General features: G+C 38.3%; 17 protein-coding genes. 9 read left to right on the forward strand and 8 right to left on the reverse strand.

The window, feature by feature from the left end; translation table 11 throughout:
• Window positions 1–75: 75 nt before the first annotated feature.
• Together D8M04_RS14630 and D8M04_RS14635 are read left to right on the forward strand one after the other, a co-directional pair.
• Entirely contained in the window at window positions 76–1,062 is a 987-nt protein-coding gene (locus tag D8M04_RS14630; protein WP_121524154.1) for an ABC transporter permease, read from the forward strand.
• Window positions 1,055–1,849, forward strand: coding sequence for an ABC transporter ATP-binding protein (locus D8M04_RS14635; RefSeq protein ID WP_121524155.1), 795 nt, complete (start codon window positions 1,055–1,057; stop codon window positions 1,847–1,849). The genes D8M04_RS14630 and D8M04_RS14635 overlap by 8 nt, the downstream gene beginning before the upstream one ends.
• Before the next feature lie 205 nt (window positions 1,850–2,054).
• Here D8M04_RS14635 and gdhA read toward each other — a convergent pair whose 3' ends face one another.
• The 3 genes from gdhA to D8M04_RS14650 form a co-directional block, all read right to left on the reverse strand.
• Entirely contained in the window at window positions 2,055–3,437 is a 1,383-nt protein-coding gene (gene gdhA, locus D8M04_RS14640; RefSeq protein ID WP_187695458.1) for an NADP-specific glutamate dehydrogenase, read from the reverse strand.
• A 258-nt stretch (window positions 3,438–3,695) separates the two neighbouring features.
• A complete protein-coding gene (locus D8M04_RS14645; RefSeq protein ID WP_121524156.1) occupies window positions 3,696–4,796 on the reverse strand; it encodes an N-acetylmuramoyl-L-alanine amidase family protein in 1,101 nt (366 codons plus the stop codon).
• A gap of 110 nt (window positions 4,797–4,906) precedes the next feature.
• Window positions 4,907–5,458 (reverse strand): flavodoxin family protein, encoded by a 552-nt coding sequence (locus tag D8M04_RS14650; protein WP_121524157.1) that lies wholly within the window; start codon window positions 5,456–5,458, stop codon window positions 4,907–4,909.
• Window positions 5,459–5,765: 307 nt separating this feature from the next.
• Between D8M04_RS14650 and D8M04_RS14655 the strand changes: the two genes are divergently transcribed.
• A complete protein-coding gene (locus D8M04_RS14655; RefSeq protein WP_121524158.1) occupies window positions 5,766–6,587 on the forward strand; it encodes a multinuclear nonheme iron-dependent oxidase in 822 nt (273 codons plus the stop codon).
• 279 nt (window positions 6,588–6,866) lie between these two features.
• On the opposite strand, the gene D8M04_RS14660 is transcribed toward D8M04_RS14655, so the two are convergent.
• The 3 genes from D8M04_RS14660 to D8M04_RS14670 form a co-directional block, all read right to left on the reverse strand.
• Window positions 6,867–7,766, reverse strand: a complete 900-nt coding sequence (locus tag D8M04_RS14660) for a DMT family transporter (RefSeq protein WP_121524315.1) — start codon at window positions 7,764–7,766, stop codon at window positions 6,867–6,869.
• 198 nt (window positions 7,767–7,964) lie between these two features.
• The gene (locus D8M04_RS14665; protein ID WP_121524159.1) at window positions 7,965–9,203 is read right to left on the reverse strand and encodes an ABC transporter permease; all 1,239 of its coding nucleotides are present in this window, start codon (window positions 9,201–9,203) and stop codon (window positions 7,965–7,967) included.
• Entirely contained in the window at window positions 9,196–10,128 is a 933-nt protein-coding gene (locus tag D8M04_RS14670; protein ID WP_121524160.1) for an ABC transporter ATP-binding protein, read from the reverse strand. The genes D8M04_RS14665 and D8M04_RS14670 overlap by 8 nt, the downstream gene beginning before the upstream one ends.
• A gap of 253 nt (window positions 10,129–10,381) precedes the next feature.
• Here D8M04_RS14670 and D8M04_RS14675 point away from each other — a divergent pair, with 253 nt between their 5' ends.
• The 4 genes from D8M04_RS14675 (at window position 10,382) to D8M04_RS14690 (ending at window position 16,228) form a co-directional block, all read left to right on the forward strand.
• Window positions 10,382–10,891 (forward strand): DoxX family protein, encoded by a 510-nt coding sequence (locus D8M04_RS14675; protein WP_121524161.1) that lies wholly within the window; start codon window positions 10,382–10,384, stop codon window positions 10,889–10,891.
• Between the two features lie 312 nt (window positions 10,892–11,203).
• Entirely contained in the window at window positions 11,204–12,388 is a 1,185-nt protein-coding gene (locus tag D8M04_RS14680) for an MFS transporter (RefSeq protein WP_246001276.1), read from the forward strand.
• Window positions 12,389–12,419: 31 nt separating this feature from the next.
• On the forward strand, window positions 12,420–12,824 hold the full coding sequence (locus D8M04_RS14685) for a hypothetical protein (protein ID WP_121524162.1): 405 nt from the start codon (window positions 12,420–12,422) through the stop codon (window positions 12,822–12,824).
• 233 nt (window positions 12,825–13,057) lie between these two features.
• Complete coding sequence (locus tag D8M04_RS14690) at window positions 13,058–16,228, forward strand: DEAD/DEAH box helicase (protein WP_121524163.1); 3,171 nt, start codon at window positions 13,058–13,060, stop codon at window positions 16,226–16,228.
• A gap of 122 nt (window positions 16,229–16,350) precedes the next feature.
• Here D8M04_RS14690 and D8M04_RS14695 read toward each other — a convergent pair whose 3' ends face one another.
• Window positions 16,351–17,637, reverse strand: a complete 1,287-nt coding sequence (locus D8M04_RS14695; RefSeq protein ID WP_121524164.1) for a hypothetical protein — start codon at window positions 17,635–17,637, stop codon at window positions 16,351–16,353.
• Between the two features lie 566 nt (window positions 17,638–18,203).
• On the opposite strand from D8M04_RS14695, the gene D8M04_RS14700 reads away from it, so the two are divergent.
• Window positions 18,204–19,868: a peptide ABC transporter substrate-binding protein gene (locus tag D8M04_RS14700; RefSeq protein ID WP_121524165.1), complete on the forward strand. Its 1,665-nt coding sequence runs from the start codon at window positions 18,204–18,206 to the stop codon at window positions 19,866–19,868.
• A gap of 585 nt (window positions 19,869–20,453) precedes the next feature.
• Here D8M04_RS14700 and D8M04_RS14705 read toward each other — a convergent pair.
• The gene (locus tag D8M04_RS14705; RefSeq protein ID WP_246001277.1) at window positions 20,454–20,819 is read right to left on the reverse strand and encodes a DUF3899 domain-containing protein; all 366 of its coding nucleotides are present in this window, start codon (window positions 20,817–20,819) and stop codon (window positions 20,454–20,456) included.
• 287 nt (window positions 20,820–21,106) lie between these two features.
• Between D8M04_RS14705 and D8M04_RS14710 the strand changes: the two genes are divergently transcribed.
• Complete coding sequence (locus tag D8M04_RS14710; protein WP_121524167.1) at window positions 21,107–22,804, forward strand: peptide ABC transporter substrate-binding protein; 1,698 nt, start codon at window positions 21,107–21,109, stop codon at window positions 22,802–22,804.
• The last annotated feature ends 82 nt before the right edge of the window (window positions 22,805–22,886 follow it).

Below are 22,886 nucleotides of genomic sequence, written 5' to 3' on the forward strand. Positions count from 1 at the left end.
AAAGAGTCAGTAAAAATTGCTGACTCTTTTATGGTTTCATAGACTTCATGAACAAAACACGAGAGGATGGAAAAAATGTTTATTTCAATGTTTGGTGCAGTTGAGTCGGGAATTATCTATGCAATTATGGCATTAGGTGTATATTTAACCTTTCGTGTACTGGATTTCCCTGATTTAACTGTGGAAGGAAGCTTTGTTACGGGCGCATCTGTGGCTGCGTATTCCATAGTAAGTGGTGTACCTCCACTAATGGCCACCATTTTTGCTGCAATTGCAGGTTTTATCGCTGGATGTTTGACAGGTGTGCTCCATACAAAGGGTAAAATTAATTCATTATTAGCCGGAATTCTCATGATGACGGCACTTTACTCTATTAATCTGCGAATTATGGGCCAGCCAACCCTATCTTTACTCAATGAAACAACTGTTTTTGAACAATTGGAAGCATTATGGGCCTCTACTGGGATAGATTCATTATTTAATGGGTTGTTGTCTTCTATTGGGCTGGAGCAGTTACCTGGTACATGGTCCATCCTTCTAGTGATGATTATCGTTACGATTGGAATAAAGCTTCTTACGGATTTCTTCTTAAAGACAGAAGTAGGCTTAGCATTAAGAGCAATAGGTGACAATAAAAAGATGATTCGCAGCCTTTCAGCTAATACAGATTCATTAATTATTGCTGGTGTTGGTATTTCGAATGCATTTGTAGCGCTGGCGGGTGGTTTAATTGCGCAGCTTGGCGGTTTTGCTGATGTTAATATGGGGCTGGGTCTTATTGTTATTGGCTTAGCATCTATTATAATCGGAGAGGCATTATTCGGGACGAAAACCATTGTACGTGCAACGTTAGCTGTTATTTTAGGTGCTGTCATCTATCGTATTATCGTTACGTTAGCTCTGCGCGTAGACTTTTTAGAAACAGGAGATATGAAGCTAATAACTGCTATTATTGTAATCATTGCATTGGTTACACCGAAAATTTTACAAAGTAGAAGAGAAAAGAATCGCCGAATACAGAAAAGAAACCAACTTAGAGCGGGAGGGAAGAGCAATGCTTAAGCTAAAGGATATTTCTGTTACTTTTAATGAGGGTACTCCCGATGAGAAAAAGGCGCTCAACAACATCCAATTAGAGTTGCAAGAGGGGGAATTTGTAACTGTAATTGGCAGTAATGGTGCAGGGAAATCGACGCTAATGAATGTCATTTCAGGTGCGTTAATCCCCGATGTTGGAGATGTCTATATTGCAGAAAGCCAAGTGGTGCACCTTCCAGAGTATAAGCGCTCTAAATATATTGGTCGCGTCTTTCAAGATCCGATGGCAGGTACAGCGCCATCTATGACGATCGAAGAGAACTTGGCAATGGCTTATTCACGAAATAGAAAAAGGAAATTAAAGCTTGGTGTCACGAAAGAACGGAAGCAAATGTTCAAGGATAATTTAGCGACATTAAATCTTGGATTAGAGGGACGTTTGAACGCAAAGGTTGGCCTGCTCTCAGGTGGGGAACGGCAGGCATTATCTTTGTTAATGTCTACCTTTACGGAACCAAACATCTTATTGCTTGATGAGCATACTGCTGCACTTGATCCATCTCGAGCTGAACTTATTACTCAGCTTACAGAAAAGATTGTTCGCGAGTCAGGACTCACGACACTAATGGTTACCCATAACATGCAGCAAGCATTGGATTTAGGTACGAGATTAGTTATGATGGATAAAGGTCAGATTATTTTTGATGTAAATGGCGAAGAAAAGCAGAAGTTAACGGTTGAAGATCTCCTCCATGAGTTTAAACGAATTAGAGGAGAACAATTTGGGGATGACAGAGCGGTATTAAGTTAGAGAGGGATGCGTATGCGTCCCTTTTTGTGTGCTTAAATAGGGGGTGCTAAAGTTCAATTTGGATTCGCTAAACTTTAAATGAAATGTGATAAAGATCAATGGGAAATAGCTAAGGTTCACAATACCACTTCTATATAAAACCTTTGTAAAAGAAAAAACGCTCCCAGCTCAAAAAGCTCGGGAACGATAGAAATTAAACGTATTTTTACACGACGCCTTGGCTGATCATTGCATCAGCAACTTTTCTAAAGCCAGCAATATTTGCACCAACCTCAAGGTTTCCGCTGTAGCCAAATTCATCTGCGGCTTCTACACAGCTCTTATAAATGTCTTGCATAATGATATGCAGTTTACCATCCACTTCTTCAAAATCCCATGATAAACGCATACTGTTCTGAGCCATTTCTAAAGCCGATACAGCAACTCCACCGGCATTTACAGCCTTCGCAGGGCCATACAAAACACCGTTGTTTAAGAAAATATCAATTGCTTCAGCTGTTGATGGCATATTAGCACCTTCCGCAACCACTTTCACTCCATTGGCTATAAGAGTTTTAGCCGCTTCTTCATCTAACTCATTCTGTGTCGCACATGGTAATGCAATATCACAAGGAATAGACCAGATGCCAGAACAATGGTCTTTGTACACAGCTTCTGGATGTTTGTCAACATAAGTACTTATTCGATTGTATTCTACCTCTTTAATTTGTTTCACGGTATCAAGGTTAATTCCATTTGGATCGTAAACATAACCATTGGAATCACTGCAAGCAACAACTTTAGCACCTAATTGTATCGCTTTTTCCATCGCGTAGATTGAAACATTTCCGGACCCGGATACAACAACTGTTTTATCTTCGAACGTTAAATCCCGACTATTTAACATTTCTTGTACAAAATAAATCGTACCATAACCAGTTGCTTCTGTCCGAGCAAGGCTGCCGCCGTAGTGGACGCCTTTTCCAGTTAATACGCCTGCTTCGAAAGCTCCGCGGATTTTCTTGTATTGACCATACATATAACCAATCTCTCTAGCGCCAACCCCAATATCTCCAGCTGGGACGTCTACATCTGGTCCAATATGTTTAGCTAACTCCGTCATAAAGCTTTGGCAAAAACGCATTATTTCATTGTCTGATTTCCCTTTCGGATTAAAATCAGAACCACCTTTTCCGCCGCCGATTGGTTGGCCGGTTAAGGAGTTTTTAAATATTTGCTCAAACCCTAAGAATTTAATGATGCTTAAATTAACCGATGGATGAAAACGTAATCCGCCTTTATATGGACCGATAGCGCTGTTAAACTGGACTCGGAATCCCCGATTAACTTGGGTTACACCTTGATCGTCTACCCATGGTACGCGAAAGGAAATGACGCGTTCTGGCTCCACTAATTGTTCTAAAATTCGTTTCTCCATATAAATTGGGTACTTCTCTAAGACAGGTGCGAGGGAATGAAGGAATAGTTGTACTGCTTGGTGGAATTCAGGTTCATTGGCATTACGGGAAATGACAATTTGATAGACATTTTCCAAATAATCTTTTACCTGCTTATTCTTCGTGTTGATACTCTTCTCTTTTGTAATCATTACTGTTAAGAGCCTCCTTTAAATTAATTCTCATCCTATAAAGAAGAAGGAAGGAAATTATGTCGGTACACGCTGCCTTTAATGGAGCATTTTCGACAAAAATTGCATCATTAAAGTCGTTGTTAAAAATATTGAGACAATATAATTATTTTACAGAAATAGAGGCATCAATTCAATACATTTATTGATAAAGTTCTTGTAAAGTATTAAAATTTTAAAAAAACTCCCCCTCGTACTTGAAGAGGGGGAGTGTGTAGGTTAATTAAAAAAGTTTATAAGTCCAGTTGTAATCGCGTTTGCGACATTTTGCTGATAACCAGTTGTTTGTACAATGGATAAATCATACGGATTTGTTATAAAGCCTAATTCCATTAAAATTGCTGGAGCATATGTATTTTGAATCACATGGTAGTCTGCTTGCTGAATACCTCTGTTATTCAGTGGTACCGAAGAATTAACAGAAGCATGTACATTCTGAGCTAATAGCCTGCCTGCGGAACCATAGTAATACGTATTAATCCCTTGGACAGAATAGTAAGGAAATGCATTGTAATGAATACTGATAAAAGCATCTGTATAATTGCTGTTGCTTATTCGAACTCTTTCTTCAAGGGAGACATAGTAGTCGCCATATCTTGTTAATATTACATTAGCTCCGGCATTTTGAAGACTTTGAACGACACGATTAGCAGTTGAAGTTACGATATTCTTTTCATAAACCCCACCAATTCCGATCGCTCCTGAATCATTTCCGCCATGCCCGGGATCGACAACGATGGTATACCCCGAAAGTGCTCCATTTCGGTTAACGGATGTATCACTAAGAGAAGTAAGACTAGAATCATTAGATGGCTTTTTCTCGCTTGTGGCTATATCTGTTAACCATGATGCAATCCATCCAGAATTCCCATTCCCCAATGAAACTTGAAGCCAGTCTCCATTCCTGTCGATTATATCGAACGAATCTCCATTAAAAGCGGAAGCGACCACTCTATATTCAGTGCCGGGACCAGACCTTATGTGCATGCTAGCCTCTTGGATTATAACTTGATTAACTGAATGGGCAGAATAATTCGTTTCAGAAGTATCTTGTGTTAGTGAAATTAAATGATGCTTTGCAACCCAGGCTTCACTTCCACCATAGTATGTTTGCACCCAGCCATATTTCTCTTGAAAGCCTTGTAGTTGATTCCCTTTCGTTAGGACGCCAATAACCTCTGAATCTGCAGCGGGTTTTTCCCTTACATTTAATACTGGAGCATGAACCTCATAAAGCTCCGCTTCATCTGCATGCCCAATCATAGGAATAAAGAAAATGAATAGAATAATAAAAAGTATTAAAAGTTTAGTTTGCTTCATAGATTACTCCTTTTTTATCTGTCTATTATGCTGGTAATAATTACTATCTATCATATTATGGTTTGAGAATCGAGACAAGGGTAACTTTAACTAATAAAAAAACAGGATGATTACTCACCCTGCTGCAGATGTTTTTCCAATAATAGGCTTGCTTGATGTAAGGCGCGTTTATCATGAACTATATCTCCAGGCCTGCTCGCTTTTCCAATGACATAACCTCCAAAGGGCATACTATAAAACTGGCAAATGTAATTGAATTGCTGAACAAGTGGTAGGCCTTTTATTGTTGGGGTATCCCCACCAACTGCAATGAGATACGCTACTTTCTTTTTTAAATCCTCCCTGAAGTCAGGATAAGCTGAGTCTCTGAGAATTTGTGACCACCTGTCAAGAAACGTTTTCATCGGACCAGACATACTATACCAGTAGATGGGGGTAGAAAAAAGGAAGATATCGTGTTCTAGAACTCTATCGATTAGCTCGTTTAAATCGTCATCAACCTTCGTGAATCCCTCCTCGGTATGACGTTCATCGATAATTGGTTTAATGTTATAGTCACGTAAATATAAATGTGTACCTTTTTCCTTGGGGACAGCCTGATAGGTCAAATATTCGGTATTTCCATTGATTCTAGTCGAACCATGAATAACCGCGATTTTCATTAAACGTTCCCTCCTTATGTAAATTTAGTGAAAAGTTTACACTTGATAAGACAAAAAAGCAGGGTTTTCCATTAGATTCAGAGAATAATGCAGAAAGCAGGATACATCAAAAGGAAGCCTATTAGATATATATGAAAGGAATCGAAAAACATGAAAAATATCCATTTTAACGGATTTGATGACCACCATCGTGGGAAATTTAAGGTGGTTATAAATGGAAAGTGGTGGACGGGCAGTTAGTCAAAGGCCTTTCGAGACAGCTTACCAAAGAAGTCTCTTTTAATCATCTGACAGGGGAGGTGCAGAAGTGAAATTTGCGATGAATTATTCGGAAGAAGCGAAGAAGCTTGTTGATACAGGGAAAATTACCATTGATATGTTCAAGTGTCCAGACTTTGACGAAAACCTGATAGATCGTGCGAAGGAGAGTAAGGAAGTTTACGTCCATTTTGATGTGAACGCTGGAGATCACAGGTTAGATAAGGTAGATTGGGGAAAAGTCGAAAAGCTCGCTAAAGAAACGAATACGCCATTTATTAATATGCATATGGTCGCATTTGCAAAGGATTATCCGCATTACGATCCGGGTAGTGGCGTCCCAGAGCTAAAGGATGCAATCATTGAAAATGTGATTCAAGATATCAACGAGGTTACCGCAAGATTTGGCAATGACAAGGTTATTTTAGAAAATGTGGTGTTTATTCCTCATGGAAACATGCAGCGATTGATTATCGAACCTCATGTCGTTACTGCCATCATAAAAGAAACGAATTGTGGATTGCTATTAGATACTGCACACGCTCAAATGACCTGTAAGTATACGAAGATGAGTGTGTATGACTACATTAATCAACTGCCTGTACATGCAATAAAAGAGTTACATGTGACGGGAATTCAATCTTATAAAGGAAAATTACGAGATAGTATGCCAATGACAGAGGATGATTTCGAGTTAGTAAAATGGGTTATTTCTAACATGGAAAAGGGTAAATGGCCAACTCCTTGGGTCGCATCCTTTGAATATGGTGGAGTAGGTCCGCTGATGGAATGGCGCAGTGAGGAGAAAGTGATGAAGGAGCAAGTACCTAAGCTTTATCAATTACTAAAAAAACAAGGGGATGGGACATAACTAAATGTTTTAATCTAAAAGGCGAACGAAGCACCAAATTAGTGGAGGAAATATACGTAGACTCCTGCGGGAAAAGCAACAAGCGAAGACCCCGCAGGAAGTGCGGGAGGTTCAAAGGCTAGGATCGCCCCATCCTGGGGCAACGCCTTTGTGACCAACGTCCTGTTGGCCCGAGGCTGTGAAGTTGCCCGCGGAAAGCAAAGTATATTTCCGGAACGGTATTTCTCCACTAAGTATCGTTCGGATTTTTCTTTTGATAAACACTTTTGACCTAGGCTCTTAAGCACTTTCAATTACAGTTTCAGTGGCAATGCGTCGTCTTTGCTGTCTTAGTAAGAAGAAGAATACACCACCAAGAACAACAACTCCTCCTGCAACCTGCAAGCTTGTTAACTGTTCACCGAGCATGATAAAAGCCAGGGTGGATGCACCAACTGGTTCTCCTAGAATGCTCATGGATATTGTTGTTGTATTAATATAGTTTAATAACCAGTTATTAATGACATGAGAGATGGTAGGGACAATTGCTAATAAGAAAAATATCCCGAACTCTTTTGAGTCATAGCCAGTCAACGGCACATTTGTCAACAGGTTATAGATAATAAGAACGATGCCTGCAATGAGAAAAACAGTAAAACTATAAATCCAGTGAGAGAGTTTTTTGACAACATTTTGGCCTATTAGGAGGTAACCGACTACAGCTATCACACTCAGAAAAGAAAGAATGTCACCTAAAATTGCCTGACCGCTCAATGCAAGATCGCCCCATCCGATCATCATCACGCCAATAACAGCAATAAACATGGTTGTGACAGCGGAGGCTGTAGTTCTTTCTTTATAAAAAATGAAGCCCCCGATAACGGCGATAATTGGCTGGAGTGCCAGAATAATCGTAGAGCTTGCCACTGTAGTTAGCTTTAATGAGCCAAACCAGAGGGCAAAGTGTAAGGCAAGGAAAGAGCCAGAAAATAAAAGCAATCTCCAATCCTTTTTTGTCATATGCTGAAATTCTCCACGCTTCTTCCAAACAATCGGGAGCATGATGATCGCTGCAAATATCATTCGATACATACTGGAAATGGTTGCAGGTGCATCTGACCATTTAACGAAAATAGCAGAAAACGATATAGCGATGATGGAGACGAGCAAGGCAATATTAATCGTTTTAGCTGATGGTATATGAACGTGATTCAATGGCACATTCTCCTATTCTTTCTTGTAATTGTCTAAATTATATCGGAGAAAAATTGACCTTACAATAGTTATTATTATTGTTGAATACTAAGTTAAAGACGATTAAAAAACTAAAGACTTACCCCTTATACGGATACTTAACTAAGTCGGCATTTTAAAGATAGCCAAAAAGAAAGGATTCACTTAGGCGCGAATCCATTTCCATATTTCAGCTGGGCTAGCGTTCTTGCCGTACATAAGAATTCCTACCTTAAATATCTTCCCAGCCAACTTCATAAAGAGCCAAATACTGGCCACTAAAATAACCAGGGAAATAATAATTTCAAGCCATGGCCATTCTTCTAGTATCGTTAATCTCAGCAACAGCACACCTGGAGAAGTAAATGGCAGGTAAGTACCAATTTGTGCCCAGAGTCCGCTAGGGTCACTTAGAACTGGTCCGATGAAAACAAACGGAAGGAATGGAAGCATCATCACAAGTCCTTGGAAATTACCTGCTGTTGTAATATCGGACATGGTTGCTCCAATCCCAACGAAGATAGAAGCAAATAGTAAATATCCCAGGATGGCAATCAGAACATATAGTGCAAGCTCAGGAACCAATAAGTACTCCAGCATATTAATGTCCATTCTCCAAGCAAGCACTGGGAGCACAATCATTAACGATACGGCAGTTTGAATAATCCCTAATACAAAGTAGCCCATGATTTTCCCTTGCATCAATTCACTTGGGGTGACAGAAGATAAAATAATTTCGGCAATTTTATCCTTCTTCTCTTGAGAAGCGCTTTGGAAGATAGCCATCCCTGTAAATACGATAGATATCAGAATAAACCCGGCAAACGCGCCTGGTATCATTCGGGCTATTTCATTCTCTGGGTTAGATGTATCCGAATGACTTTCTTCTTCGGCTGTATCATCAGGAGAATGAGCTTCTAATTCTATATTACTTGATACAACCGTTAAGACTTCATTTGAGACACCCAACTCCTGCATTTGCATTGCCTTTAGTGGAGCCTCGAGAAGCTGTACCTGGTCCATAAAATATGGATTTATTTCCTCACTAGTGAAAACAGGAACAGAGCCTTGTTCCAAAGCACGCTGGTCAACAAATACATATGCCGTGTTTTCCGTATCCTCCAGCACACTGGTAACTTCCTTTTCTGGTATATCCGTTAATTCCATTTCCCAATTAAAACTTGCCTGTTCTACTGTGCCTTGTAAACTGGGGAAAATACCCAGCCCGTCGTTAATATAAACATAAGTAGTCTCTGCTTCTGAACTGTCAGAATCTCCAAAAATACTTCCTAATACCATAAACGCCACAATGATGATAGGAGTTAAGAATAATCCAATGAGAAAGGATTTATTTTTCATATTTCTTTTGATTTCCCACTTGGCAACTTTCATTGCATTACGCATGCAGCTCACTCGCTTCCTTTAACAAATTTCTATCTGTTGCAATGTCGATAAAGATTTCGTGAAGAGAGATGCGATTCAGCTTTAATTCCTGTATATGTATGTTGTTTGGTATGTTTTTAATCCATAATGCAGGTTCAATATCTTTTTCTAAATAAAGAATGGACACCTCTTCTTTTTGTTCAACACGCTGAACACCTTCAATTCCTTCTAAGTCTTGGTAGCTATTTTTTCCGTGAATGGTACATTTAAAGTTGGCATATTCTTTCTTCACTTCATCTAGTGTGCCATAGATAACTTTTTGTCCGCGTTGGATCATAAATAAACGATCACACATTTCTTCTACGAGATTCATTTGATGGGACGATAACAGAATTGCCGTCCCTCCATCTGCTAAACTCCTAATTTCTTCTTTAAACAGTTCCTGACTTACTGGATCAAGCCCAGAGAAAGGTTCATCTAATATCAGGAGCTCTGGTTCATGAATTATCGAGGAAATAAATTGTACTTTTTGCCCCATTCCTTTAGAAAGCTCTTCTACGTTTACCTTTTCTTTTCCTTCTAAGTCAAACTTCTTTAGATAATGCAATGCCCGTTCCTTTGCTTTATCAGCAGGATAATCCTTCAATTCGGCTAAATAGAGAAGAATATCCATGACATTCACATTCTTGTATAGTCCTCGTTCCTCTGGCAAATAACCAATCTTATTACGTGGGATTTCCTTTCCAGTATGATGATGGAACGTGATCGACCCGGCGTCTGGATACATAATCCCCATAATATTGCGGATAGTCGTCGATTTACCAGCCCCATTTGGACCTAGTATCGACATAATTTCCCCTTTTCGAACTTCAAAGGAGATGCCTTTAAGTATTTTTTTCTCCTTGAAGGATTTCTCGAGTCCTTCGACAGTTAGAAGTACTTCCATTAAAATCGCCCCTTTCTTAGAATAGATGGCTCATTAGATTATACGGAGAGAAGAGGCTAAGGTTTCATACAAATTAAACACATTAAGTGAAATAATTCACAATCCGTTCAAAACTTTGTTGCTAAATTGTGAAACGATGAACAAAAGGTAGTATCAACGATAAGACCATGCTATTATACAAATGTACCAGGAAGTAACACAAACTAAATTGTGAAACGTTGAACAATAAAACTAATAAAAAGGAGAAATTACTATGATTATGGAATTTATTCGCACTAATAAGTTAGTTGCTGCAGTTTTAGCTGTATTAAGAGTTTACCTTGGTTATACATGGTTAATGGGTGGAATTGGTAAATTACAAAGTGGTGCCTTTGATGCAAGTGGATTTATTCAAGGAGCAATTGCTAATGCAGGTGGAGAAGCACCAACCGTTCAGGGCTGGTGGGCAACATTCTTGGAAACAGTAGCATTGCCTAACGCTGGATTATTCAGCACACTAGTAATGTGGGGAGAAATCTTAGTAGGTATTGCATTAATTCTTGGAATCTTTACTAACTTTGCAGCGTTAATGGGTATTGCAATGAACTTCAGCTTCCTTTTCAGTGGAACAATTAGCGTAAATGGACAAATGATTCTAATGACAATCTTCGTTATAATAGCTGGTTACAATGCTGGAAGATATGGATTAGATAGATGGGTCATCCCATTCTTGAAAGAGAATACACCAATCGTAAAAGACAAAAAAGAAGCAGTTGCAGCTTAAATTTAAGTTAGCTGAACATAAACAGAGTGGACAGATGTGGTACCGACCCCCAAAAGTAAGAGTGAAAAAATAACTTTTGGGGGTAACCACCTGTCCGCTCTGTTTTTAAGTTATTTGCTTTCTGGAGAACTCTTCTAGTTTCTCTATTCAGAATAATCGTAAACTTACCTACAATCTTAATGGTTTTCATGTATAATGGAATGAGATGAATAGAAGGGCGGTCGATCCTCTTGAACGTTAAGAGCATCCAACTGCCCATTTGTACGTTTTACTAAGCTTTTAACTAATGAGAGAAAGAAAGAAGGAGATTGATTGGAATCTGCATCAGGAGTTAAATGTGATCTTAAATCATCAAAAATCTGGTCGCGGGATTTTATTTTCGTTTGCTTAGCGAATTTCTTCATCTTTTTAGGTTTTCAAATGACACTGCCGACTATTCCGCTTTTTGTAAATAATTTAGGTGGTGGCGATAAGTTAGTTGGAATGGTTGTCGGTATATTCACTTTTTCTGCATTAATTATTCGCCCCTATGCTGGCCACGCCTTAGAATCAAGGGGAAGGGGATTCGTTTATCTCGTTGGTTTAGCTATTTTTATTATTTCTGTTGGTGGGTTCTCTTTTGCGGCTGGCATTGCCTTGTTATTTATGCTGCGAATAATTCAAGGGGCAGGATGGGGACTGTCCACAACAGCAGGTGGAACCATTGCAACAGACATTATCCCGGCGGAGCGGCGAGGAGAAGGATTGGGCTATTTTGGACTATCAGGTAATATTGCACTTGCCTTTGGGCCTTCACTTGGATTAATGTTGGTTGGCTATATATCATTTCAACAATTGTTCCTTATTTGTGCTTCCTTTGGGTTGATAGCGTTCATACTCGCTTCACGGATTCGATTTAAGAAAGCAGCAGCTTCTCCAGATATCACCACAGTGAAGTTTGATTTTTTTGAAAGGACAGCGGTTCGACCTTCACTGCTTTTATTTTTTATCACGATTTCTTTTGGAGGAATATCGACGTTTCTTCCCTTACATACAATGAACAAAGGAGTAGAGGGAATTCAACTTTATTTTCTCGTTTTCGCCTTGTTTTTAATGTTGTCTCGTACATTTGCTGGTCGGCTTTATGATAGAAAAGGTCACCTTTTCGTATTTATTCCTGGTACATTGCTTGTTTGCGTCGCTCTATTACTATTAGCTTGGCTGCCTAATATGTGGTGTTTGTTAATTGCTGCTGCTTTTTATGGATTAGGCTTTGGAGGAGTGCAGCCTGCCCTGCAAGCATGGGCAGTTGAAAAAGCCTCAAGTGGGCGAAAAGGCATGGCAAATGCCACCTTCTTTTCATCCTTTGATTTAGGGGTAGGGATCGGAGCAATAGTTTTCGGGCAGCTTGCCTTTCTTGGTTATGAAATGATTTATACTCTATCTGCAGGTTCAGTATTCATATCCATCCTGCTGTACGTTTATCTTTTAATTCGTGATAAGAGCATGGTAGAATAGGGAGTGAAACAGCTTATAAGGAGTACACCAAATGAATCCCATTGGAATTATCATATTACTTACTGCAATGATATTTGCTTATGCTTCGGCATTTTTTGTTTTAAAAAAGAAAAAATATTATTTTATTTCGCGACTCAGAAATCGGACATCTGAAGAAATAAACCAACTGGAAAAAACTGGATATATAAAAGCAAATGGAAAATTAATTTTATTTAGCGCCTATATATTGTCTGCAGGATTGATACTTGAACTGATTGGGGTACCGTTCGCTTTCCAGGTTTGCCTTATTCTGGTTATTCTTTTCTACTTGGTTGGTACCATTTATATTCAAAAGTATGAAGTGAAAGAGAGACGGAAAAACGCGTATATGACAACCACCATATCTGTTGTCATCACGATTGCTATTATCGCTTTTATTCTAATTAGGCTTTGGTAGATGAGGACGAATGTAATGATATTTACTCTGTTAAATGAATGATGGAATAAACCAATCAATCTATTTATAATTAACTAGCACGATGTGTTAGTTTTTTTCTTTCCTGTTATTTCTTATGTATATTATTCTATCTGTTTTCCCATCCTTATTAATACGATGAATGGTTTAACAAACTTACAATTCTCGTTTACAATAGAGGGTAATAAGATTCTAGAAGGTAGGTTACTAGTATCGTGACAAAGTTAAGTGATGTAAATCTCCAAAAGTTATTTCCACCAATTATATATAAACGAGGTTTAGAATACTTTGAAAGAAACAAAGTAAGTGACCTTCTTTACGATATCAATTATCAGGTTTGGACAGCGACGGTACATGGTTCGGAAGATTATTTTGTTGAAATCGATATGAAAGATATCGAACATGGTTCAGTCGAAACCTATTGCGATTGTCCAGCCTTTCACACGTACCGTTCCTGTAAGCATGTTGTGGCTGCTTTAATTAGTATTGCTGACAAGGAGAAAGGTGCAAAAGGCAGTTCTACCTCATTTGATTACAAGAAGACGGATCGGTTTATGCAAGCGCTTAGTTCTGCGCGTGAGAAGGAGAGACGAGCAGAAATTATTCCAAGAAAACAGCCGATGCAGGTTGAATATATATGTAAATGGTCTTTTGATCGGAATCTATTAATAGAAATAAAAGCTGGTGAATCACATCGTTATGTTGTAAAAGATGCCTATGACTTTGTTCGGAACGTCTTAGCTGGACACGACTATTTTTTTACAAAGAAATTCACATATAGTTCTGAAGACCATTACTTTCATCAAAAGGATATAGAAATCTTTGAGATGCTGGAGTCCATCGGAAGAAATGAAGAAATATATAATGGATATTCTTTTTATCAACAAGGAAACCTAAATGATAAACGCATGATCATTATCCCTCCGCTAGCTGCAAAATCTTTATTAGAGAAATTGACGCAGCGTGACTTTAAAGTCGAATTTAATGATCGGATCTATTCAAACATCGGAATAGAAACAGAAGAATTGCCATTTCATTTTAAGCTTAATAAAAACGAACAAGGTGAGTTAATATTGAGTATGGATGAAATGGAGCATGCAAGGTACTTTAAGACCTATGAAATTTTATTTTCGAGCGGGATTTTTTATTTTCCGTCAAAAGAGCAAATCCCAGTGGTTGAAGAAATTACCCGCTTTAGTCTGGAGAATTTAGAACTTCCTATCACAAAAAAACAAGCAGATGCTTTTGTTTCAGAGGTTATTCCTTCTCTAAAGAAAATTGGGGAAGTGAAAGCATCAGAAACTGTACAATCGGAAATTATTCAGCATCCATTACGTGCTAAGCTTTATCTCCAGCTAACAGAGGATAATATTAGTGGTAGATTAGAATATCATTATGGAAGTTATCTAATAGATCCATTTAATGGCCGGAAACAAAGCGATGTCATTATTATCCGGGATATCGATAAAGAGCAGCAAATTATGCAGTTAATTGAACAAGCGAACTTCCATTACAATGGAAAAGAGCTTTATATTGAAACAGACGAAGAGGATATGTATGACTTTCTTTATTATGTTATCCCACTCTTAGATAAACAAGTAGAGTTATTTTTAACATCTGAGATTCGCAATATGTTTATGGAAACAGACCCAGTACCAAGCACAAATGTACGCATGGATAGCTCCTCAAACCTGTTGGAAGTTGGCTTCGATATTGAGGGAGTGAACGAAGCTGATCTTCAAAATATGTTAGAAGCTGTCATTGAAAAGAAAAGATACTACCGCCTGCAAAGTGGTGCAATGGTTTCCTTGGAAGGGGAAGACTTCTCCTCAATAAGGCAGTTTTTCGAGGATATGGATATTGGGAAGAGTGATTTAAAGCATGGTAATGTACAGATGCCGGTTTATCGCAGTACACAAATTGACGAATTGGTTGATACAAAGAAACGCTATGACCCAGCGTTTAAGAAGCTATTGCATCAACTGAAGGCGCCTGAGGAACAGGATTATGAATTACCCGGTAAATTGCAAGCAACACTTAGAAACTATCAAGTCACAGGATATCAGTGGTTTAAATCACTAAGTCATTATCATTTGGGTGGTATATTAGCGGATGATATGGGACTTGGGAAGACATTGCAAAGTATTGCCTATATTGCTTCAGAACAAGCAACACAAGGCCCACATTTAATTGTTGCTCCATCCTCCGTTGTCTATAATTGGAAAAATGAGTTTGAAAAGTTTGTTCCAGAATTACGGGTAGAAATAATGACTGGACCACCCGAGGAACGTCATCAACGATTAGAGACCCTGAAGGATAGAGATGTTTGGATTACCTCTTATGCTACGTTGAGGCAGGACATTGAATGGTATAGAGAAATGACATTTCAAACTTTCATTCTTGATGAAGCGCAATATATTAAGAACTATGCAACAAAAACTTCTCAAGCAATGCGCGAGGTCAAGGCATTAAGGCGGTTTGCGTTAAGTGGGACGCCGATTGAAAACTCTATTGATGAATTATGGGCAATATTCCAAGTGATATTACCAGGCCTAATGCCAAACCAACGAAACTTTAAACAGTTAACAAATGAAAAAATCTCCATGATTACGAGGCCTTTTATATTAAGACGATTAAAGAAGGATGTCTTAAAAGAGCTGCCAGAGAAAATCGAATCCGTCCATGTATCAGAACTGACGAAGGAACAGAAAGAATTATATATTGGTTATCTTCGTCAAGTGCAGCAGGAGGCGGCACAATCGATGCAAGAAAGTGGCTTTAATCGCAATCGTATGAAAATCCTTGCAGGCTTGACGCGGCTCAGACAGATTTGCTGTCATCCATCGATGTTTATTGAAAACTACGAGGGGCAATCTGGTAAGCTTGAACAGCTGATGGATACTGTAAGAAGTGCGATTAAGAACGGGAAAAGGATGCTTATTTTCTCCCAATTTACAAGTATGCATGAAATTATTATTCATCGTTTGGAAAATGAGGGGTATGATTATTTTTATCTCCATGGACAGACAGCATCCAAAGATCGGGTAGAAATGAGTGAACGTTTTAATAACGGAGAAAAAAATATATTCCTAATATCCCTAAAAGCAGGTGGTACTGGATTAAACTTAACAGGTGCAGACACTGTCATATTATATGATTTATGGTGGAATCCTGCAGTAGAGGATCAAGCTACAGGCAGAGCCCATCGCTTTGGTCAGAAAAATGTCGTTCAGGTCATCCGCTTAGTAACAGAAGGAACCATTGAAGAGAAGATATACGAATTACAACAGAAGAAGCGAGAACTTATCGACCAAGTGATACAACCAGGAGAAGCGATGCTTTCAAGCTTAAGTGAGAAAGATGTGCGGGAACTGTTAAATATTTAATATAAGAGGCTGGGACATAAAACTGTTTAACTCAAAAGACAAATGATGAATCTACAGCAGTATTTTCTGCTGGCTAAGGTTCAGATTTATCTCTTGTTAAAACAATTTTGTCCCAGCCTTATTCATTGATTCAATGTAAATAATTTTCGCGGTCTTCCCTTTTGATACGGCCTTTCTTCTCCAGACACTTTTATGACATCTCCTGTCAGTAGCTTGTTAACCGTTCTCTCTGCGCTGCGCTTTGTAACATTATAGTATTTTGCGATATCATTTGAAGAAAAAGGTTCATTATTGCGAGTTCGAATGAAGTCAATGAAATTGTAGGATAATTCATTGTTTAATCTTGCTTTGTGAATAAGAGCATGATAGAGCTTGGAGGCATCGAATTCTTTCTTTATTCCAATTGGACCAATTGTTTCTTGTCTTTCGTTTACAATATAGCACTTGCTATCTTCTGATTTACTGCATGTTTCTAATGCGATTTGCGCATTAATTGCAGATTGTTTTGCGGTTAAACCTAAACCGTACCCCATATTAATGGGATGCTTTATCTCCGCGCTAATCTCTCGCAAAAGCGGGAAATCACGAAAATGGTCGGTTAGATGGTTAATCATCGCAATTGTTCCAAACAAAACAAATTGGTGATTGTTAATCTGATGAAAGGTGACATCGGTTTTCTTGCTGAAAGTAGTGAGATGGTGATGAAGCTTACTCATTTGAGTCTGTAAGTATTCTGAGGTGTTTTCATGCAGGATGGCTTCATGATTTTTAATTTGAATATAACCGGTGACTACTTGTGCACTTTTGCTAAGATTCAATTTCACGCTTGATTTCGCTTCTTCTAAGGCCTCGTCCAAATTAACGGTTGGTATGGTCATGCTTTGGACTGGAATATCAAGCTCCTTTAATTTCTCCTCCACCGATCTTACGGAGGTTAATACATATTCAATTTTCCCTTCTTTCCATAGCTTCTCGTGATACTCCACTATTTTATCTAACTCTGTTGAATTACCGTATTCATAGACATAAATGTTTTGACTGTTCTTCCCTAAATCCTGCAATACAGAGTGAACATGAGTTTTGTTCTCTATATCGATGGATAGGCTTTCTATTGGCCTTTTAATGGTTTCTAATAAATAGCAAAAGGAAGATAAAACCATTCTCTCATCAAACAATACTTGAACAGATGGCAAGCGTTTCCTAATAATTTTCTCTTTCACATATAAATAGGAGAGGGCATCTGTAAATAGATAAATATCACACATGAAAGCCTTTTCAAATAATTTGACGATTTCATTTTCATTTTCGTATATAAAAGGGACAATTTCGATATCAGAGTGCATCTCAGCTCGGCTCTCAACTCTTGAGATTGTTTCTTTCCTTCCAAATAAAGCAATCTTTACTTTCATAGAAACACTGCTCCTTTAATAAACTATTTTAGCTACCTACATATATTATTTATTGTCCTATGATATAAAAGTGCTTTTTAGAGATTTTTCCATAGTCTTCTGAAAGGACAACAGAGGTAGGAGTCATTCTTGAAGTTGATGTGATGGATTGTGAATATGTATATGTATATGGAGTTCTGATCTGGAATTTATTATGATTAAAAAGGGGAAACCATCATAGATCTTACGTTGCAGAGATAATCCAGCATACCAAAACATATACTTTTATCTTGTTTATATTATAATTGCTAACCTTACTAGTATTACAACCATCATATTGAATTTTCATAATATTGTCAAGAAGACCGCGGTAGTTATATTACTAATTGTAAACGAATACAATCCAATTGTATAGAGATATCCTTGATGAATGCTTAGTCTATATAAAGTATTTTATTATAACAATTTGTTAATAAAAATATTAGTAAATGTAAAAAAACTCTTTACAATTCGCCTGATATAGGTATAATTCAGATTATATATTTTTTTCACAAAGTTGATTTACATAAGAGAGAGGGGAAACAAACTTGAAATTAAGAAATGGATTACTATTAGTTGGGGTACTGCTTGTTGTTTTATTAGCGGCTTGTTCTGGCGGCAATGAAGAAAGTGCAGGATCAGAGAGTAAAGCTGGTGGAGATTCGTCAGAGGGAGAAAAGGTATTGAATTTCCTAAGTCCTGAAGTTATTCCAGCAATGGACCCTTCCCTTGCAACCGATGAAACTTCCTTTGTAACTTTAGCAGCAACAATGGAAGGGTTATATCGCTTAGACGAAAATGCCGAGCCTGTAGGTGGTATGGCAACAGACCATGAAGTAAGTGAAGATGGTCTAACATGGACATTTAATTTACGTGAAGATGCAAAGTGGTCAAATGGTGACCCTGTTACGGCTCATGACTTTGTATATGCATGGCAGCGTGCGGTAAATCCAGATACAGGTTCTGAGTATGGACCATATATGATGAACGGCGTTATAAAGAATGCTACAGCAATTAGTACAGGAGAATTACCGGTAGAAGATTTAGGTGTTACAGCAGAAGATGACTATACCTTAGTCGTTGAACTAGAAAATCCGACGGCTTACTTTGAATCCCTAACAACGTTTGGGACATTCTACCCGCTAAATCAAGCCTTTGTAGAAGAGCAAGGGGATAACTTTGCGACAAGTTCTGAAACGTTACTGTCAAATGGACCTTATTCTATTGAGGAGTGGACAAGTACAAGCAATTCATGGGAATTAGCGAAGAATGATAGCTATTGGGATGCAGAGACAGTTCAAATGGATAAGATTACATTTGAGGTAGTAAAAGATCCTACAACAGCAGTTCAATTATATGAAGAGGGAACTGTGGATAGAGCAGATTTAACTTCTGATTTAGTAGACCAATACTCGACACATGAAGATTATCTCGTATCTCCAGATACATTTGTATACTTTATTAAGTTTAACCAAACAGCGAATGAAGCATTAGCAAACACAAATATCCGTGCAGCGATTAGTAAAGCATTTGATAAAGAAGCATTAGTGAGTGAAATTTTAAATAATGGTTCATTGGTTGCAAATGGTCTTATACCAGCAGATTTCACACCTATGCCTGATTCTGGTGAAGACTTCCGAGCTGTAAGTGGTGACTTAGTGACATATGATCTAGAAGCAGCTCAAGAACATTGGGAAGCAGGTTTAGAGGAACTTGGCACTGACAGTGTTTCATTGGAATTATTAGCAGATGACGATGAGACAACGAAATTAATGGTAGAGTACATTGCTAATCAGCTGAATACCAATTTGCCAGGTTTAGAGCTTAATATTAAACAGGTTCCGAAAGAGCAGCGTCTAGACTTGGATACTAGCATGAATTATGAAGTGCAAATTTCCAGATGGGGCCCAGACTTCCTTGATCCATTTACTTATATGAATCTATGGACGACTGATAGTGGAAATAATATGATGGGCTATTCTAACCCAGAATATGATGCTTTAGTAGAAGCGACAGCAACTGAATTAGCTACAGATAACGTTGCACGATACGAAAACTTCCTGGAAGCAGAGAAGATATTATTTGAAGATGCTGCGATTGCTCCAATCTATCAATCGTCAAGAGCACAGCTTGTATCACCAAAAGTGGAAGGTGTAAATGTCAACCCATTTGGTGGCACATATGAGTATAAGTGGGCAAATATTAAAGAGTAATCTATAAGAAAGAGGTTATTGCACATTGTGCAATAACCTCTTTTACTATTGATGTATTTTTTTGTTGAAATGTCGTTTTGCAGAGTAATAGATAAAAGTTTACCTATTTAAATCAATCTTTCGTGCATAACCCGGAAACACACTGGAAATATGTGCAGGTGATTTCCGCTGCGGGCAGTACGCTTTCCGCGGGCAACGCCTCAGCCTCGGGCCAACAGGACGTTGGTCACAAAGGCGTTGCCACAGGATGGGGCGTTCTTAGCCTTTGAACCCCCTCACTTCCTACGGGGTCTTCGGCTGTTGCTTTTCCCGCAGGACAAGGAACGCTTCGGCAGCGACGCATCGCACGAAGAAAAAGTGCTTTTCTTTTTCGAGGAGTCGACTGCCCTCCGCTCCAATCACTTCTTATGTGGAGTTGTGTTTCCCTTTTATAACACCATACCAGCGGAGGAAATACACGAAGACTCCTGCGGGATGAAAAGCCTAGATGAGACCCCGCAGTGCGTTAGCACGAGGAGGCTCAGCAGCGCCCGCGGAAAGCGTAGTGTATTTCCGGAGCGGAGTCACCCGGTAGTTGATTAAAGTTTAAACCAAATAATAAGCTACTAATAAAATAACAAACAAACTAAGCAAAGCGATGGCTTGGTACTTTATCAACTGATAAAATTTTTCATTCGTAGTCTCGGAAGGCATTGGTTTATCCTTCCATTCATCTAAATAATCCTTATTTCTGGACATAACATGAATAAATCTTCTAAAACCAAATGTCACTCCATCATAAAACCCGCCTTTAACGGTATACAGGAAGAGGGTAATCATTAGATAGGCAAAGCTTATAAAGAAAAGCGCATTAATTAAATTGACTAAGCTGAAGGAATCGAAAAAGATCCATGTTAGCAGTATGGTAAGGATGAGATTGAATATGAGAAAAACACCTTTATTTTTGGTCATCATTTCACCTTTTTAGATTAATTTCATGAATTACATTATAACATAACACTGCAATGAATATATTATGACGAAAAATGAGTAAATATTACCAAAATTTGTCATAAATTTGCAATAAAGAGATGAATAATTAGCTATTTTCATCGAATTTAGTAAAAAAATAATAATAATTTTTTAATAATGTATTTACAATTAGAGTATATTAGGGTTATAATCTGATGTATTAACATTTTTAGATAGCATCTAAACGTGTAATTTTCAGAAAAAAACAACTACGGGAGGTCAAGAGAATGAAGCTTAAAAACTGGGCACTATTGTTAGCTCTTGGTTTATTGCTAACAGTATTAGTAGCTTGTGGTGGCGGAGATGAAGAATCAACAGATTCTGCAGATTCAGCAGATTCTGCAGATACAGAAGGTACTTCTGAAGAATCAACAGAAGGTGAAAACGTACTTAACTTTATTAATGGGGACACAATTCCTTCAATGGACCCTTCAATGGCAACAGATGAATACGGGTTCCAATTCTTAGGTGCAACGATGGAAGGTCTTTATCGTCTTGATGAGAATGCTGAACCTGTAGAAGGTATAGCAACAGATCATGAAGTAAGTGAAGACGGTCTAACTTGGACATTCACTTTACGTGAAGATGCAAAGTGGTCAAATGGTGACCCTGTTACAGCACATGACTTCGTGTACGCGTGGCAACGTGCGGTTCACCCTGACACAGGATCTGAATACGGTCCATATATGATGGGTGGAGTAATCAAAAATGCTACTGCTGTAAACACTGGTGAGGTTGCAGTAGAAGAGCTTGGAGTTAAAGCTGAAGACGATTATACGTTAGTAGTTGAGTTAGAAAACCCAACTCCATATTTTGAATCCTTAACAACATTCGGTACATTCTTACCGTTAAATCAAGCCTTTGTAGAAGAACAAGGCGATAAATTCGCAACTAGTACAGACACACTACTATTCAATGGACCATATACTCTAGAAAACTGGACAAGTACTGCTAGTGAATGGGATTTAGAGAAAAATGAAAACTACTGGGATGCTGAAACGGTTCAAGTAGATCGTATTAATCATGTAGTAGTTAAAGACCCAGCTACTTCTGTTCAATTATATGAAGCTGGAGATGTGGACCGAGCTGACATTAGCTCTGACCTAGTAGACCAATACTCTACACATCAAGACTATGCTGTTTCACCTGAAACTGCAGTGTTCTACCTTAAATTTAACCAAACTAGAAATGAAGCTTTAGCAAATGTAAATATCCGTAAAGCAATTAGCATGGCTTATGACAAAGATGGTTATGTAAATGAAATCTTAAACAACGGATCTATCGTTGCAAATGGTCTTGTTCCAAAAGACTTTGCACCAATGCCAGAAACTGGTGAAGATTTCCGTGAAGTAAATGGCGATCTTGTTGTTACTGATGTAGAACAAGCACAAGAATACTGGGAAAAAGGTTTAGAAGAGCTTGGAACAGATACAGTAGAGCTTGAACTACTTGGTGGAGATACAGAAACAGCGAAAGTTACAGATGAGTATCTTGCAAACCAATTAGAAACAAACCTTCCAGGTCTAGATATTACATTAAAGAGTGTTCCATTTGAACAACGTCTTGATCTAGATACAAACATGGATTATGATATCCAAACTGCTGGTTGGGGACCAGACTATCTTGACCCTTACACTTTCTTAAACCTATGGATTACAGATGGTGGAAACAACAAGATGGGCTACTCTAACCCAGAGTACGATGCATTACTAGAAGAAGCTCAAACAACACTTGCACAAGACAATGTAGCACGTTATGAAAACTTCTTAGAAGCTGAAAAGATTCTATTTGAAGATGCAGCAATTGCTCCAATTTACCAAAAAGCAAGAGCTCAATTAATTTCACCTAAAGTACAAGGTGTATTTATGAACCCATTCGGAGCAACATATGAGTACAAATGGGCTAGCGTTGGCTCTGCAGAATAATATACAAGATTGATAAATAGATATATGTTGTTCATTAATCTCACAAGAGAGTATGTATTTAAACATGCTCTCTTGTTCCATT

Origin of the sequence: Oceanobacillus piezotolerans (assembly GCF_003665065.1) — a bacterium.
In the GTDB taxonomy this organism is placed as follows: Bacteria; Bacillota; Bacilli; order Bacillales; family Amphibacillaceae; genus Oceanobacillus; species Oceanobacillus piezotolerans.